This is a genomic window from Agromyces litoreus (assembly GCF_040496015.1).
GTDB lineage: Bacteria > Actinomycetota > Actinomycetes > Actinomycetales > Microbacteriaceae > Agromyces > Agromyces litoreus.
In genome coordinates this window covers 180,699-195,347 of record NZ_JBEPKA010000003.1, presented here as the reverse complement: position 1 = coordinate 195,347, position 14,649 = coordinate 180,699, and the positions used below count along the sequence as shown (strand labels likewise).

Genomic DNA, 14,649 nt, shown 5'->3' with positions numbered 1-14,649 from the left:
TCCGATCGGGTGCGAGCATGTGCGGATGACGCCCCGATCGCCTGCGCTCGTCGCCGCGTCCCACGGCACGTCCTCGCCCGCGGGGCGTGCCGCGGTGCGGCGACTGTTCGACGCCGTCGCCGCGTCGGCCGCCGAACGGTGGCCGGACGCCGTCCCCGAGGCGCGCCTCTGCCACGTCGACGTGGAGCAGCCCGACGTGCCGGCGGCGCTCGCCACCCTGCCGGACGGGGAGCCCGCCGTGATCGTCCCGCTGCTCCTGTCGGCCGGCTACCACGTGCACGTCGACCTCGCGGAGGCCGCCGCCGAGGCCAGGGCCGCCGGACGCGAGGTGGTCGTCGCCGGCGCGCTCGGACCCGACGCCCGCCTCGTCGCGGTGCTGCAGCGGCGCCTCGCCGAGGCCGGTGCCGGCGACGAGGACCCCGTGGTGCTCGTCGTGGCCGGCTCGAGCGACGCGCGCGCCGTCGAGGCGTGCGCGGAGGTGCGCGACGCGCTGGCCGAGGCATCCGTCGCCGACGTCACCCTCGGGTTCCTGTCGGCCGCCGAACCGCGGCTGCACGACGCGATCGCCGCGGCTCGCGCCGCGCACGGCGGTCGCGCCCGGGTCGCCGCGGCGAGCTACCTGCTCGCACCGGGGTACTTCCAGGACCTCGCGGCGAGCGCCGCGCCCGACCTGCTCGCCGAGCCGCTGCTCCGACCGGACGACGCGCCCGCGGAACTCGTCGAACTCGTGCTCGACCGATACGCGGCATCCGTCGCCGGCTGACCCGGAGCGGCGCGCTCCGCCACGTCATGTTTCGTCGTGCGACGCCTCGTGACACGGGGTGACCGCAGGTGACGGAGCCGGGTTCCGGTCGCCGCAGCCGACCCGTACGGTCGTCGGCACGTGCCCCGGACGGGGTACCCGAGAGGGGGAACCGTGACGATCGAGACGACGGATGCCGCGACCCGCGGGCCGCGCGCCGAGCGTGCCGCACGCGCCGAGCGCCCGGCGCGCGACGCCGGCGACCCGCGCCCGGCGCGCCCGGCTCGCCCGTCGACGCGGCCGAACGGGCAGTGGAAGGTCGACGGCACGGCCCCGCTCAACGCGAACGAGGAGTGGAAGCAGGTCGACGGCGGCCTCGCGGTGCGCGAGCGCATCGAGACGATCTACGCCGACGGCGGCTTCGCCTCGATCGACCCGACCGACCTGCACGGCCGGTTCCGGTGGTGGGGGCTGTACACGCAGCGCAAGCCCGGCATCGACGGCGGTCGCACCGCGATGCTCGAGCCGCACGAGCTCGAGGACGAGTACTTCATGCTCCGCGTCCGCATCGACGGCGGGCAGCTGACGACCGAGCAGCTCCGCGTCATCGGCGGCATCTCGACCGAGTTCGGGCGCGACACCGCCGACCTCACCGACCGGCAGAACATCCAGCTGCACTGGATCCGCGTCGAGGACGTGCCCGAGATCTGGCGCCGGCTGGAGTCGGTCGGCCTCGGCACGACCGAGGCGTGCGGCGACGTGCCGCGCGTCATCCTCGGCTCGCCGGTCGCCGGCATCGCCGCCGACGAGCTCATCGACCCGACCCCCCAGATCGACGAGATCACCTCGCGCTTCATCGGCGACGAGACGCTCGCGAACCTGCCCCGCAAGTTCAAGTCGGCGATCACGGGCCACCCGAGCCAGGACGTCGTGCACGAGATCAACGACGTCGCGTTCGTAGCGGTCGAGCACCCCGAGCTCGGCATCGGCTACGACCTGTGGGTCGGCGGCGGGCTGTCGACCGCACCGAGGCTCGCCGAGCGGCTCGGCGTGTTCGTGTCGCCCGACCGGGTCGCCGACGCGTGGCACGGCGTCGCGCAGGTCTTCCGCGACTACGGCTACCGGCGGCTGCGGAACAAGGCGCGCCTGAAGTTCCTGCTCGCCGACTGGGGGGTCGCGCGGTTCCGCGAGGTCCTCGAGACCGAGTACCTGGGGCACGCGCTCCCCGACGGCCCGGCCGCGCCGACGCCGACCACGACCGGCGACCACGTCGGCGTGCACCGCCAAAAGGACGGCCGGTGCTACGTGGGCGCGACGCCCATCGTCGGCCGCGTGTCGGGTCCGGCCCTGACGAAGCTCGCCGACCTCGTCGAGGCGCACGGCTCGACGCGGCTGCGCACGACGCCGCACCAGAAGGTCGTCATCCTCGACATCCCGGAGGACCGCGTCGAGTCGCTCATCGCCGGCCTCGACGAGCTCGGGCTCCAGGCGCGGCCGAGCCTCATCCGCCGCGGCACCATCGCGTGCACCGGGATCGAGTTCTGCAAGCTCGCCATCGTCGAGACGAAGGCGTTCGCCACGGCGGCGGTGCTCGAGCTCGAGGAGCGGCTCGACGCGTTCGACCTGCCGCACCCGATCAGCCTGCACGTCAACGGCTGCCCCAACTCGTGCGCCCGCATCCAGACCGCCGACATCGGGCTGAAGGGCCAGCTCGTCACGATCGACGGCGAGCAGGTGCCGGGCTACCAGGTGCACCTCGGCGGCGGGCTCGCCTCGCAGGACCGCGACGAGGCCGGCCTCGGCCGGACCGTGCGCGGCCTCAAGGTCACGGCCGACGGCATCGCCGACTACGTCGAGCGCGTCGTCACGCGGTTCCTCGACGAGCGCGACGCGGACGCCGACGAGACGTTCGCCGAGTGGGCGCACCGCGCCGACGAGGAGGCGCTGCGATGAGCGCACGGAACCTCGGGATCGCGGCGCCGGGTGCCGGCGCGGCATCCGACGCCGTCTCGGTCGCCGACCGCGCCGCACGCCGGTCGCCCGACGAGCTGCGCGCCCTCGCCGAGGCCGGCAACGCCGCCCTCGGCAGTCTCACCGACCATGAGGCATCCCCCGCCGAGGTCGTCGCCTGGGTGGCGGCGAACTTCGCGACGGATGCCGCGGCCGTCGCGTGCTCGATGGCGGACGCCGCGCTGCCGCACCTCGTCGCCGCGCAGCTGCCTGGCGTCGACGTGCTGTTCCTCGACACCGGCTACCACTTCGCCGAGACGGTCGTCACGCGCGACGAGGTCGCCCGGCGGCTCGACGTCCGCGTCGTCGACGTGCTCCCCGAGCAGACGGTCGCCGAGCAGGATGCCGAGTTCGGCGCCGAGCTCTTCGCCCGCGACCCGGGCCGCTGCTGCGCCCGCCGCAAGGTCGAGCCGCTGCAGCGCTCGCTCGGCGGGTACGAGGTCTGGTTCACGGGCGTGCGCCGCGACGAGGCGCCGACGCGCGCGCTCACGCCGCTCGTCACGTACGACGAGCGGAACGGGCTCGTGAAGGTGAACCCGGTCGCCGCGTGGAGCTTCGACGACCTCGTCGAGTACGCGAGCGTCAACGCCGTGCCCGTGAACCTCCTCATCTCGCACGGCTACCCCTCGATCGGCTGCGAGCCGTGCACGACGCCCGTCGCCGCGGGCGAGGACCCGAGGTCCGGCCGCTGGGCCGGCCTCGCCAAGACGGAATGCGGGTTGCACCTATGACCGAGATCCAGGCCCCGGCGCCGGCGCCGACCACGACAGCCCTCGGCACGCTCGACGCGCTCGAGGCCGAGGCGATCCACGTCATCCGCGAGGTCGTCGCGGAGTTCGAGCGGCCCGTGCTGCTCTTCTCGGGCGGCAAGGACTCGGTCGTCGTGCTCCACCTGGCCGCCAAGGCGTTCTGGCCGGCGAAGGTCCCCTTCCCGGTGCTGCACGTCGACACCGGCCACAACTTCCCCGAGGTGCTGCGGTTCCGCGACGAGACCGTCGCGCGGCTCGGCATCCGCCTCGAGGTCGCGTCGGTGCAGGACTACCTGGACGACGGCCGCCTGCGGGAACGCGCGGACGGCACCCGCAACCCGCTGCAGACGCAGCCGCTGCTCGACGCCATCGCCGCGGGCCGCCACGACGCCGTGTTCGGCGGGGCGCGCCGCGACGAGGACAAGGCGCGCGCGAAGGAGCGCATCATCTCGCTGCGCGACGAGTTCGGCCAGTGGGACCCGCGCAACCAGCGCCCGGAGCTCTGGAGCCTGTACAACGGCCGCCACACGGTCGGCCAGCACGTGCGCGCGTTCCCGATCTCGAACTGGACCGAGCTCGACGTCTGGCGCTACCTCGAGCGCGAGGGCATCGCACTGCCGCCGCTGTACTTCGCGCACGAGCGCGACGTGTATGCGCGCGACGGCATGTGGCTCGCCGTGAGCGAGGTGTCGCCGCCGCGCGAGGGCGAGACGGTCGAGCGCCGCACCGTCCGGTACCGCACCGTGGGCGACCTGAGCTGCACGGGCGCGGTGGTCTCGACCGCGTCGACGGTGTCCGACATCGTGCGCGAGGTCGCGGCATCCACCCTCACCGAACGCGGCGCGACGCGCGCCGACGACCGCCTCTCCGAGGCGGCCATGGAGGACCGCAAGAAGGACGGGTACTTCTGATGAGCACGACCACGCCCGCAGCGACCGGCGCTCCGGCGACGGATGGCGCGACCGCACCGTCCGGCACCCTCTTCCGATTCGCGACGGCGGGGTCGGTCGACGACGGCAAGTCCACGCTCGTGGGCCGCCTGCTGCACGACTCGAAGGCGATCCTCGCCGATCAGCTCGAGTCGGTCGCCCGCACCTCTGCCGAGCGCGGCTTCGGCGGCGAGCCCGGCGCGATCGACTTCGCACTGCTCACCGACGGACTGCGGGCCGAGCGCGAGCAGGGCATCACGATCGACGTCGCCTACCGGTACTTCTCGACCGGCCGGCGGTCGTTCATCCTCGCCGACTGCCCCGGCCACGTGCAGTACACCCGCAACATGGTCACCGGCTCGGCCACGGCCGACGCCGTCGTCGTGCTCGTCGACGTGCGCCACGGCGTGCTGGAGCAGACCCGACGGCACCTCGCGGTCGTGCAGCTGCTGCGCGTGCCGCACGTCATCGTGGCGGTCAACAAGATCGACCTCACCGGCTACGACCGCGACGCGTTCGCGGCGGTCGCCGACGAGGTCGCGGGACTCGCGCGCGACCTCGGGCTGCCGGACGTCCACGTCGTGCCGGTCTCGGCGCTGCAGGGCGACAACGTGGTCGAACGCTCGGCGAACACGCCCTGGTACGGCGGCCCGGCGCTGCTCGAACTGCTCGAGGGGCTCTCGACCATCGACGAGCTCGAGACCGACCTCGAGGCGCTGCGCCTGCCGGTGCAGCTCGTCGTGCGCCCGCAGGGCGCGCTCTCGCCCGAGCTCGCGGCCTCCGGCGCCGACGACGCGTACCGCGACTACCGCGCCTTCGCGGGCCGGATCGAGTCCGGCACGGTGCGCGTCGGCGACCCCGTCGAGGTGTTCCCCTCGGGCGTCACGACCACGGTCGTCGGCATCGACCGCGGCCCGGTCGCCGTCGAGGAGGCCTCGGCGCCGCTGTCGGTGTCGGTCCGCCTCGCCGACGCCGTGGACGCCGCGCGCGGCGCCGTGATCGCGGCCGCCGGGTCGCTGCCCGCCCCGCGCCGGCAGCTCGAGGCCGCCGTGTTCCAGCTCGATGCGCGGCCGCTCGCGCCGGGCGCTCGCGTGCTCGTCAAGCACGGCACGACGACCGTGCAGGCGCTCGTCGCCGACATCCGCGGGCGCCTCGACCTCGACAGCGTCGACACGGTGCCGGCCGACCGGCTCGCGACGAACGACATCGGGTTCGTGTCGCTGCGGCTGGCCGCCGACCTGGTGGCGGCGCCGTACGCCGAGCACCGGCGTGCGGGCGCGTTCCTCGTCATCCACCCCGAGGACGGCGCGACGCTCGCCGCCGGCATCGTCGTCGAGGCTCCGGCGTGACCGCGCGCGGGCTCGGTGGACAGGTCGGCGAGCTGCTCGCCGGCGTCGCGGTCGCGGCCGCGATCGTCATCGTGCCCGTGCTCATCGGCTCCGTCGGCCGTGCCGCCGCCGAGGGCTCCGCCGCGAGCCCGACGACGGATGACCCGGCCGACGCGCTGCGGCTCGGGTACTCGGCGAACGTGACGCACCTGCCGGCGCTCGTCGGGCTCGAGACGGGCCTGCTCGCCGACGCGCTCGGCGACACCGCGCTCGAGCCGCAGCCGTTCGCCGCCGGGCCGGCCGCCGTCGAGGCGCTGCGCGCGGGCGCGATCGACGCCGCCTACCTCGGCCCGAATCCCGCGATCACCGGCTTCGTGCAGTCGGGCGGCACGGCGCTCCGGATCGTCGCGGGCGCCGTCGGCGGCGGCGCGTCACTCGTCGTGCGCGACGGCATCGACGCCCCGGCCGACCTGGACGGCACGACGCTCGCGACGCCCCAGCTCGGCAACACGCAGGACGTGGCGCTGCGCACCTGGCTCGGCGACCACGGACTCGACACCTCGCCCACGGGCGGCGGCGACGTCGACGTCGTGCCGACCGACAGCGCCCGCACCCTGCAGCTCTTCGTCGCCGGCACGATCGACGGTGCCTGGCTGCCCGAGCCCTGGGCCTCCCGCCTGGTGCTCGACGCCGGGGCGCGCGTGCTCGTCGACGAGGCCGACCTCTGGCCGGACGGCGCGTTCCCGACCACCGTGCTCGTCGTGAACGCCGACTTCATCGCCGACCACCCCGACACGGTCCGGGCACTCGTCGCAGGGCATGCCGCGTCGGTGGACTGGATCGCCGCGCACCCCGACGAGGTCGCCGCCGTCGCGAACGCGCGGCTCGCCGTCGACGCCGGCGCGCCGCTCCCCGATGCGGTGCTCGCACGGGCGCTCGCCCACGTCGATCCGACGGTCGACCCGTTCGCCGCCACCCTCCCGGTGCTGCAGCGTCACGCCGCCGCCGTCGAGACCACGACGGCCGGCGACCTCCAGGGCCTCCTCGACCTCGACGCCCTGAACGCCCTCCGCGCGGAGGACGGCCTCGACCCGATCGACGACGCCGGACTCGGGGGTGGTCCGCGATGACGGCGGCACCCGCCATCCGCCTCACCGGGGTCGGCAAGCGCTACGCCGCCGACGGTCCGGTGGTGCTCGAGGGCATCGACCTCGAGGTCGCGCCGGGCGAATTCGCATGCCTGCTGGGCGCCTCGGGCTGCGGCAAGTCGACGCTCCTCTCGCTGATCGCCGGGCTCGAGCGGCCGACCGTCGGGACGGTCGAGGTCGACGGACGCGCGGCCGTCATGTTCCAGGAGGCGTCGCTGCTGCCGTGGCTGAGCGCCCGTCGCAACGTCGAGCTCGCCCTGCGGTTCGGCGACGCCGGCCTCGCGCGGCCCGCCCGCCGCGCCCGCGCCCTCGAGCTGCTCGACCTGGTTCACCTCGCGGATGCCGCCGACAAGCGCCCGCACGAGCTCTCCGGCGGCATGCGGCAGCGCGTCGCGCTCGCGCGCGCCCTCGCCCAGGACCGCTCGGTGCTGCTCATGGACGAGCCGTTCGCCGCGCTCGACGCGATCACGCGCGACCTGCTGCACGAGGAGCTCGAGCGCGTCTGGTGCGAGACCGGCCGCACGATCGTCTTCGTCACGCACAACGTCCGCGAGGCCGCCCGGCTCGGGCAACGGGTGCTGCTCATGTCCAGCCGCCCGGGCCGCATCGTCGACGAGTGGCGGATCGCCGACGACGGCCCGCGTCGCATCGAGTCGCCCGCCGTCTCCGCGCTCTCCGTGGAGATCACCGAGCACCTGCGAAGGGAGATCCGTCGCAATGCCGCATGATGCCCTGACGACCTCGTCCACCCGGTCCACCCGCACCCCCACGCGCGTCGAGTGTCCAGTGGATGCCGCCCCGGGGCGCGCCATCCGGCATCCGATGGACACTCGCGTGCGATCGAACGTCGCGACCGCCGGTGAACCCGACGGCGGGAGGGCCGACGACCTCCGCACGCTGGAGGCGGGGCTCGACCGCCTGCAGACGGATGTCGCACTGCGCACGCCGTGGTGGCGGCGCGCGATCGACGGCGTCCTCCCGCCCGTGCTGCTCGTCGTCGTGCTCGTCGCGGTGTGGCAGGCGTACACCGTGCTCGCCGCACCGCGGCCGGACCTCGCACCCGGCCCGGTCGCGGTGGCGGCGGCGCTCGGCGAGGCCTGGCACGACGGCCGGCTGCAACTCGCCGTGGCGACGAGCCTCGAGCGCGGCGTCGTGGGCTTCCTGATCGCCGTCGCGGTCGGCACGCCGCTCGGCCTGCTCCTGGCCGAATGGGCGCCGCTGCGCCGTGCGCTGGGCCCGCTCGTCTCGGGACTGCAGGTGCTGCCGTCGGTCGCGTGGGTGCCCGCGGCCATCCTCTGGTTCGGGCTCTCGGATGCCACCGTCTACTTCGTGGTGCTCATGGGCGCAATCCCGTCGATCGTGAACGGCCTCGTGGCGGGCGTCGCGCAGGTGCCGCCGCAGCTGCGCCGCGTCGGCACGGTGCTCGGCGCGTCGCGGCTCGAGCTCGCGGCATCCGTCGTGCTGCCCGCCGCCCTGCCCGGCTACCTCGCCGGGCTCCGACAGGGATGGGCCTTCTCGTGGCGCTCCCTCATGGCCGCCGAGATCATCGCGTTCGGCGGCTCCATCGGCTTCGGCCTCGGCTCGCTCCTGCAGCAGGGCCGCGACCTCGCCGACCTCGCGAGCGTGCTCGGCACGATCCTCGTGATCCTCGCCCTCGGCGTGGTGATCGAGCTGCTCGCCTTCGCCCCCCTCGAGCGCGGCATGCTCCGCCGCCGCGGACTGACCGGAGGACCCCGATGACCGATCACGCGAACCACCACCGGGCGGATGCCGCTCCGGCCCCCGGGCACGTCGCCCTCGTCGGCGCCGGCCCCGGCGACCCCGGCCTCCTCACCCTGCGGGGCCTGCGCGCCCTCGAAGCCGCCGACGTCATCGTGGCCGACCGGCTCGGCGCCCGGTCGGTGCTCGACGGCCTCGCCGCCGAGGGGGTCGAGCTCCCGGCCGAAGTGGTCGACGTCGGCAAGCTGCCCGGCCACCACGCCGTGCCGCAGGACGCGATCAACGACCTGCTCGTGACGCTCGCGCGCGACGGCAAGCGCGTCGTGCGCCTCAAGGGCGGCGACCCCTACGTGTTCGGGCGCGGCGGCGAGGAGCTGGCGTTCTGCCGCGAGCACTGCGTCGACGTCGAGGTCGTGCCCGGCATCACGAGCGCCGTCTCCGTGCCCTCGATCGCCGGCATCCCGCTCACCCACCGCGGGCTCGCGACGACCTTCACCGTCGTCACCGGGCACGACCAGATCCGTTCGCTCGGCGGCGGCCGCGACCACACCGTCGTGCTGCTCATGGGCGTCGGCACGCTCGCGAACTCCGCGATGACGCTCGCCCGCGGCGAGCGCGGTGCGGACTGCCCCGTCGGAATCGTGGAGGATGGGTACGGCCCGCGCCAGCGGGTCACCATCGGCACGCTCGAGACGATCGCCCACCAGGCGGCGGTCCGGGGCGTCCGTTCACCGGCCGTCGTGGTGGTCGGCGACGTGGTGCGGCTCAGTCCGTACGCGCCCGCCGAGCTCGCGGCATCCGCCCTCGCCGGGGGCACCCGAACGTCGATGACGACCGCGGCCCGACCGGCCGCGTCCTGACCCTGCCCGCACCCCGAAAGGCCCTCGTCACCATGACCCTCTCCCTCCGTGTCGCGATCGTCGGCGCCGGCCCCGCCGGCATCTACGCGGGCAACATCCTGCGCCGCGAGGTCGACGAGGCCGGCGGCGAGGTCTCGATCGACCTGTTCGAGTCGCTGCCCGCGCCGTACGGCCTGATCCGCTACGGCGTCGCGCCCGACCACCCGCGGATCAAGGGCATCGTCAACTCGCTGCACGAGATGCTCGACGAGGGCACGATCCGGCTGATCGGCAACGTCGAGGTGGGCCGTGACGTCACGGTCGACGAGCTGCGCGAGCGCTACGACGCGGTGATCTTCGCGACCGGCGCCCTGAAGGACGCCCCGCTCGACATCCCGGGCATCGACCTGCCGGGCTCGTACGGTGCCGCCGACTTCGTCGCCTGGTACGACGGCCACCCCGACGTGCCGCGCGAGTGGCCGCTCGAAGCGCAGGCGATCGCCGTCATCGGCAACGGCAACGTGGCGCTCGACGTGGCGCGCGTGCTCGCGAAGCACCCGGCCGACCTGCTCTCGACCGACATCCCCGCGAACGTGCACGCGGGACTGCTCGCGTCGCCCGTGACCGACGTGCACGTCTTCGGCCGCCGCGGCCCGTCGCAGGTGAAGTTCACGCCCATCGAGCTGCGCGAGCTCGGCGAGGTGCCCGACGTCGACCTCGTCGTGTACGACGAGGACTTCGCCCGGGCCGAGGGCGACGAGCACGCCGCGCACCTGCTCGCGACGAACAACCAGGTCAAGGTCATGACGCGGACCCTCAACGGGTGGCGCCGAGCCGACGACCGGCCGTACACGGCGTCGCGCCGCCTGCACCTGCACTTCTTCCACTCGCCCGTCGAGGTGCTCGGCACCGACGCGGTCGAGGGCGTGCGGTTCGAGCGGACCCGCCCGGTCGGCGACGGCTCGGTCGCCGGTACGGGCGAGTTCGTCGACGTGCCCGTGCAGGCCGTGTACCGCGCGGTCGGCTACGCGAGCTCGCCCGTGGCGGGCGTGCCGTTCGACGAGCGCTCGCGCGTGATCCCGAACGAGGGCGGGCGGGTGACGGATGCCTCCGGCGCCCCCGTCGCCGGCGTCTACGCGACGGGCTGGATCAAGCGCGGCCCCGTCGGCCTCATCGGCCACACGAAGGGCGACGCGCTCGAGACGATCACCAACCTCGTGGCGGACGCGCAGGCGGGCGTGCTCGCGTCGCCCGGCGTGGCGCCGACGATCGACGCGGCCGCGGGCGACGAGGTGCTCGAGCTGCTCGATGGCCGCGGCATCCGCTTCACCACCTGGAACGGATGGCTCGCGCTCGACGCGCACGAGCGGGGCCTCGGCGAGGCGTTCGAGGGGCCCGTCGCGCGCGAGCGCGTGAAGGTCGTGCCCCGCGACGAGCAGGTCGACCTGTCGCGCGACGGCGCCCTGATCGCGGGCTGACGCCCTCAGGCGTCGCGGACGGCGGCGAACGCGTCGATCGTGGCGGGGTCGCCGCCGACCGTGCGCAGGCGCGCGGCGATCCCGGCTCGGGCGCGGGCGTACGGCTCGTTCGTGTCGCGCATGAGCGAGTTGCGGTTGGCCAGGTCGAGCAGCGCGGAGCACTCGAAGGCGAGCTGCTCCGGGTCGTCGAGCCCGGGCAGCTCACCGCGGTCGTGCGCGTATCGGAGCGACACGGCGAGGTACCCGTTCCACTGGTCGAGCGCGTGCCGGATGGCGTCCCGCACCGGGCCGGGCTTGGCGTCGAAGTCGGCGGCCGCCTCGGCGAAGAAGCACCCGCCCGGGAACACCCGGTCGCGCGAGTAGGCGATCCATCGGTCCGCGAGCGCGACCACCCGGCGCAGGCCCCGCGGGAACTCGCGCGCCGGCGTGATCACCGTCTCGACGAACCGTTCGCGCGCGGCTTCGACGGCCGCCAGTTGGAGGCGCTCCTTGCTGCCGAACAGCGTCGCCACCCCGCTCTTGCTGACCGACGCGGCGTCGGCGATGCGCCCGATCGAGAGCTGGTCGAGCCCTTCGACCGAGGCGAGGTCGACGGCGGCCGCGAGCACGAGACGTCGCGACGCGTCGCCGCGCGCGCGTCGCCCGTCCGCGCGGACGGTCTCCTCGGTTCCGATGATGCTCACCCTCTGGATTTTACGCACGAACGTTCGTATACTCAACGCACGACCGTTCGTACAGTTTGATCGGAGTCCCCGTGTCCCGCCTCGCCGAAGCCGCCACCACCGCCGCGCTCCTCGGGCGCGTCGCCGCGATCCGCGCCGCCGAGCCCCTCTCGCCGTCGCTCGCGGCATCCGCTGCCCTGCCGCTCTTCATGCGGGTCGGCCCGCGACTGCCCGTGCGTGCCGCCGACCGCGCGGTGCACGAGGCGGCGCGCCGCTCGGTGCTCCGCGTGCGCGGCCGCGACGTGACCGCCTACGAGTGGGGCACGGGCGCCGACACGATCCTGCTCGTGCACGGATGGCGCGGCCGCGCCTCGCAGTTCGCCCCGATCGTGCGCGAGCTCCGCGCCGAGGGGTTCCGGCTCGTCGCGTTCGACGCGCCCGCGAACGGGGACTCGACCGGTCGCCGCACCGACATCCGCGACTGGCTGGCCGCCATCCAGGCGCTGCAGGCGCGGGACGGACGCTTCCATGCCGTGATCGGCCACTCGTTCGGCGCCGTCGCCGCGCGCGGCGCCGTGCACGACGGGCTCGCGGCCGGTGCGCTCGTGGCGATCGCCGGCCCCGCCGACGCGCGGTTCCTCGTCGACTCGTTCTCCCGACGCGTCGGCGTGGGTCCCGCGACGGCCGACGCACTGACCTCGCGCTTCGAGCAGCGGATCGTTCCGGAACTCGCCGACCCCTGGTCGCGGTTCGACGGCGTCGCCGTGCCGTTGCCCGAGCGGATGCCGCTGCTCGTCGTGCACGACCGCGGCGACCGGGAGGTGCCGGTCGGCGAGGGCATCCGCCTGCACGAGGCGCACGGCGCGCGCTCACGGCTCCTGCTGACCGAGGGCGCCGGTCACAACCGCGTGCTGGGGGCGGATGCCGCGCTCGACGCGATCACGGCGTTCGCGACGCGCGGGCTCGATGGGATCGACCGGCTCGCGCCGGCGTCCGCCACCGCGGACGCCGCGGTCGCGCTCACGTCCGACGCGACCGGCGCGCGCACGGCCGCGCGCTGATCCTCAGTGCTCAGTCCGTGCTGCCGTCGCGCGCCGTCATCACGCGCCGGTAGACGGCCAGGTGGGCCGCCGCGACCGCCCGGTCGTCCATCAGCCCGGGCGTCGCCGCGGCCGCCGCGGCGACGCGGCCGCGCAGCGCGGGCTCCTCGTCGAGGCGCGCGAGCGCGTCCGCGAGCGCGTCCACGTCGCGGGGCCGCACGAGCAGCCCGTTCACGCCGTCGGCGATCCACTCGGCCGGGCCGCCCTCGTCGGCGGCGACGACCGCCCGGCCCGCGGCGAGGTACTGCAGCACGTTCTGGCCGAGCGGCTCGGCGCGGGTCGAAGCCTGCACCGCGACATCCCACCCTTCGAGAAGCCCCGGCACGTCGTCGACGTGCCCGAGCAGGTCGACCTGACCGCCCACGCCGAGCGCGTCGGCACGCGCGCGCAGTGCGTCGACCTCGCCCTCGTGTCCGAACGGCGCTCCGCCGGCGAACTGCAGGCGCACGTCCCGACCGCGGAACACCCGGGCGAATGCCTCGAGCAGCAGCACCTGGCCTTTCCACGGGTCGATGCGCGCGAGCATGCCGATGGTCCGCAGCGGCGCGGCGGCGTCCGCCTGGCTCGCCGCACCGACGGCGAGGCCGGAGGCGCTCGGCACGACCTCGGCGACGGCCCCCTCGCGCAGGTACGGCTGCGCGGTGACGAGCGTGGCGCGCGAATTCGCGATGACGCCGTCGGCGCGGGGCAGCACGACGCGGGTCATGATGGCGTGCCCGGCACCGCCGAGCGCCTCGGGCTCGACGCGGTCGCGCAGGTGCACGACGAACGGCGTGCGCCCGAGTCGTGCGGCGAGGGCGCCATAGGCGGCGGCGCGGGCCGTGTTCGCGTCGACGAGGTCGGCGCCGCGGAAGGCCGACGAGCCGCGAACGGCGATGGCCTGCACGACGAGCCGCGCTCCGAAGGCGGCCGCCGCCAGCCGACCGCCGGAGCTCGCCCCGGCGGGTTGGGCGATGCCGGTCACGCGGTGCGGGACCCGGTCGGGCAGACGGCTCCACACCGCGGCCTCGCCGCCGAGCGGGGGCGTCTGCACGACGGGCGACCAGCCGGGCGCCGCCCCCAGCATCCGGATGAGGGCGAGTTCCGCCCCTCCGGCTGCGGCGGTGTGGTCGAGGTGGAGCACCCGCAACGGCCGCTCGACGCCCGGCGCGCGGCGTGCGACGCTCACGAGTCCTTCCGCCCGAACCAGCGGCGGAGCCGCCGCTCGAGGGCGGGCTGGGACGTCCGCCCACCCGTGGGCGGCGGGTCGAGGCCGACGAAGGGGAAGGCGTCGGGTGCCGTCACCTCGCCCCCGATCGCCTCGAGGTCCTTCTGCGGCATTCCCAGCAGCTGCGCGGCGAGCCTGGTCAGCGGCGGGACCTCGTCGCGCGCCATCGCACGGAACGCCTCGTCGTCCTTGCCCTGCGGGTCGGTGATGTCGCCCGGACCCTGGATGCCGCGGCCTCGCCCCTCGGCGAGTCGCGCCACCCGCTCGCGGAGCTCGTCGGCGGTCTGCGGAGCAAGTGCGGGGCCGAGGTCGGCGGCGATCGCGCCGGCCTCGCGGATCGTGAAGGTGGAGCGAAGCATCGCGGGCACCATCCCGAGCACGGCGTCGCGGTGCGCGACGTCCGCGGTGAGCACGAGGTCGGCCGCGCCGACCTCGGACTCGTCGAGCTGGCGGGCCCGGTGCCCGCTCCCGCTCGCGCCGAGCGCCTCCGCGATCGCGCGGGTGCGGCGCCGCATCGGGCGTCCCACCGGTGCGGCGGTGCCGGCGCTCGTGACGGTGACGCGCGCCGCCAGGTCGGCGGGGAGGTACCACTCGACCCAGGTGCGCAGCAGTGCCGCCCCGAGCGCGGAGCGATTGAGGTTGCCGGTGCAGACGACGAGCACGCGGAAGGCGTCGCGATCCACGGCCACCACCCCCAACTCGCCCGCGACCGGGGACCCCGCCCCCGGATAGGGTTTC

Annotated in this window: 14 protein-coding genes; 11 read left to right on the top strand and 3 right to left on the bottom strand. The window is 75.0% G+C overall.

Going from position 1 to position 14,649, the window contains the following annotated elements; translation table 11 throughout:
* Positions 1 to 25: 25 nt before the first annotated feature.
* From ABME01_RS03945 to ABME01_RS03900, 10 genes are all read left to right on the top strand, one after another.
* Complete coding sequence (locus tag ABME01_RS03945) at positions 26 to 763, top strand: sirohydrochlorin chelatase (RefSeq protein ID WP_353827052.1); 738 nt, start codon at positions 26 to 28, stop codon at positions 761 to 763.
* A gap of 153 nt (positions 764 to 916) precedes the next feature.
* Positions 917 to 2,695, top strand: a complete 1,779-nt coding sequence (locus tag ABME01_RS03940; RefSeq protein ID WP_353827051.1) for a nitrite/sulfite reductase — start codon at positions 917 to 919, stop codon at positions 2,693 to 2,695.
* Entirely contained in the window at positions 2,692 to 3,483 is a 792-nt protein-coding gene (locus tag ABME01_RS03935; RefSeq protein ID WP_353827050.1) for a phosphoadenylyl-sulfate reductase, read from the top strand. The genes ABME01_RS03940 and ABME01_RS03935 overlap by 4 nt, the downstream gene beginning before the upstream one ends.
* Entirely contained in the window at positions 3,480 to 4,412 is a 933-nt protein-coding gene (gene cysD, locus ABME01_RS03930) for a sulfate adenylyltransferase subunit CysD (protein WP_353827049.1), read from the top strand. Before ABME01_RS03935 ends, cysD begins: the two co-directional genes overlap by 4 nt.
* A complete protein-coding gene (locus tag ABME01_RS03925; protein WP_353827048.1) occupies positions 4,412 to 5,779 on the top strand; it encodes a sulfate adenylyltransferase subunit 1 in 1,368 nt (455 codons plus the stop codon). The genes cysD and ABME01_RS03925 overlap by 1 nt, the downstream gene beginning before the upstream one ends.
* Positions 5,776 to 6,888: an ABC transporter substrate-binding protein gene (locus ABME01_RS03920; RefSeq protein ID WP_353827047.1), complete on the top strand. Its 1,113-nt coding sequence runs from the start codon at positions 5,776 to 5,778 to the stop codon at positions 6,886 to 6,888. Before ABME01_RS03925 ends, ABME01_RS03920 begins: the two co-directional genes overlap by 4 nt.
* Positions 6,885 to 7,634, top strand: a complete 750-nt coding sequence (locus tag ABME01_RS03915) for an ABC transporter ATP-binding protein (protein ID WP_353827046.1) — start codon at positions 6,885 to 6,887, stop codon at positions 7,632 to 7,634. The genes ABME01_RS03920 and ABME01_RS03915 overlap by 4 nt, the downstream gene beginning before the upstream one ends.
* Positions 7,635 to 7,728: 94 nt before the next feature.
* The gene (locus tag ABME01_RS03910; RefSeq protein ID WP_353827045.1) at positions 7,729 to 8,646 is read left to right on the top strand and encodes an ABC transporter permease; all 918 of its coding nucleotides are present in this window, start codon (positions 7,729 to 7,731) and stop codon (positions 8,644 to 8,646) included.
* Complete coding sequence (cobA, locus tag ABME01_RS03905) at positions 8,643 to 9,485, top strand: uroporphyrinogen-III C-methyltransferase (protein WP_353827044.1); 843 nt, start codon at positions 8,643 to 8,645, stop codon at positions 9,483 to 9,485. Before ABME01_RS03910 ends, cobA begins: the two co-directional genes overlap by 4 nt.
* Before the next feature lie 32 nt (positions 9,486 to 9,517).
* Positions 9,518 to 10,942, top strand: a complete 1,425-nt coding sequence (locus ABME01_RS03900) for an FAD-dependent oxidoreductase (RefSeq protein WP_353827043.1) — start codon at positions 9,518 to 9,520, stop codon at positions 10,940 to 10,942.
* A gap of 5 nt (positions 10,943 to 10,947) precedes the next feature.
* Here the strand turns inward: ABME01_RS03900 and ABME01_RS03895 are convergent, their stop codons facing one another.
* Entirely contained in the window at positions 10,948 to 11,625 is a 678-nt protein-coding gene (locus tag ABME01_RS03895) for a TetR/AcrR family transcriptional regulator (protein ID WP_353827042.1), read from the bottom strand.
* Between the two features lie 71 nt (positions 11,626 to 11,696).
* Between ABME01_RS03895 and ABME01_RS03890 the strand changes: the two genes are divergently transcribed.
* Positions 11,697 to 12,665, top strand: a complete 969-nt coding sequence (locus ABME01_RS03890; RefSeq protein ID WP_353827041.1) for an alpha/beta hydrolase family protein — start codon at positions 11,697 to 11,699, stop codon at positions 12,663 to 12,665.
* Between the two features lie 10 nt (positions 12,666 to 12,675).
* On the opposite strand, the gene ABME01_RS03885 is transcribed toward ABME01_RS03890, so the two are convergent.
* Together ABME01_RS03885 and ABME01_RS03880 are read right to left on the bottom strand one after the other, a co-directional pair.
* Positions 12,676 to 13,872 (bottom strand): glycosyltransferase, encoded by a 1,197-nt coding sequence (locus ABME01_RS03885; RefSeq protein ID WP_353827040.1) that lies wholly within the window; start codon positions 13,870 to 13,872, stop codon positions 12,676 to 12,678.
* Positions 13,869 to 14,594: an arsenate reductase/protein-tyrosine-phosphatase family protein gene (locus ABME01_RS03880; RefSeq protein WP_353827039.1), complete on the bottom strand. Its 726-nt coding sequence runs from the start codon at positions 14,592 to 14,594 to the stop codon at positions 13,869 to 13,871. The genes ABME01_RS03885 and ABME01_RS03880 overlap by 4 nt, the downstream gene beginning before the upstream one ends.
* Between the last annotated feature and the right edge of the window lie 55 nt (positions 14,595 to 14,649).